The following is a 1043-nucleotide window of genomic DNA, read 5'->3' as shown; positions in this document are numbered from 1 at the left end:
CGCTGGTCCGCTCGAACTTGGTCGCCGACAGATGGCGCCAGTTGCCCGACAGGCCGATGCCACCCAGCGTGGTCAGCGACAGACGCGCCTGGTGACGCCACTTGGACATCGGATAGCCGCACTGTGCGCCGTACAGGCCCGCGCAATCGAACTTGGTGCCGACCTTGTCCGACGTGAACTTGTCGACATAGGTGCCGTTGAACGACAGGCCGATCGTGCCGATGCTGTCCGAGCGATAGGTATAGCCCGCCGAGGTCTCGATCCCCTGCGTGGTCAGCGACCCTGCATTGACATTGGTGTCGACGATGAAGCCCGCATTGCCCTGCCACAGCGTGCCGTTGGCATCGCGGTTGATCGCACTGCAGAACTGGTCGTCGGCGGTCTGGAGGCACTGCGCGATGATCGTGTCCGCGCCGACGACGCCGATCCGGTCCTTCAGCTTGATGCGGAAGCCGTCGACCGACAGGTTGAAGCCCGGCAGGAACGACGGCCGCAGGATCACGCCCGCGGTGAACGTGTCGGCCTTTTCGGGGCGCAGGTTCGGGTTGCCGCCGAGCAGGCCGTTATACTGCTCGGACGGGTTGGCGGCGATCAGGCCGAACCGGTTCGCGGGAACGCCGGTCAGCGCGCACTGCGCGGCCGTGTTGCCGTTGACCAGACCGTTGACCGCGGCGCCGGCGCAGGGATCGGTCGCACCGTCGAGCTGGACCGACTGCTGTGCGAACAGCTCCTGCGTGTTCGGTGCGCGGACCGCACGGTTGTAGCCGCCGCGGAAGCGGACGTCGGAGACCGGCGCCCAGACCAGCTCACCCTTGTACGAATGCGCCGAACCCGCGGTGCTGTAGCTCGAATAGCGATAGCCGCCATTGACCGTCAGCTCGTTGACGAACGGGCGGTCGCTGACCAGCGGCACCTGGATTTCGCCGAACACTTCCTTGACGGTGTAGCTGCCGCGGATCGGCAGCGTCGCGCCGCCCTGGCCGGCCAGATCGCCGCTCAGGAACGCGTTGTCGACTTCGAGGCTCAGCGATTCCTTGCGGTAC

1 protein-coding gene is annotated in these 1043 nt (G+C 66.3%); it reads right to left on the bottom strand.

Annotation, left to right across the window (positions count from 1 at the left end; genetic code table 11):
• The coding region (locus tag sphst_RS14825; RefSeq protein ID WP_159043663.1) for a TonB-dependent receptor domain-containing protein at positions 1 to 1043 on the bottom strand (1043 nt) is incomplete at both ends.

Source organism: Sphingomonas sp. STIS6.2 (genome assembly GCF_000732685.2).
GTDB lineage: Bacteria > Pseudomonadota > Alphaproteobacteria > Sphingomonadales > Sphingomonadaceae > Sphingomonas > Sphingomonas aerolata.
Note: the sequence above shows the minus strand (reverse complement) of the source record. Positions and strands in the feature narration are given on the sequence as shown.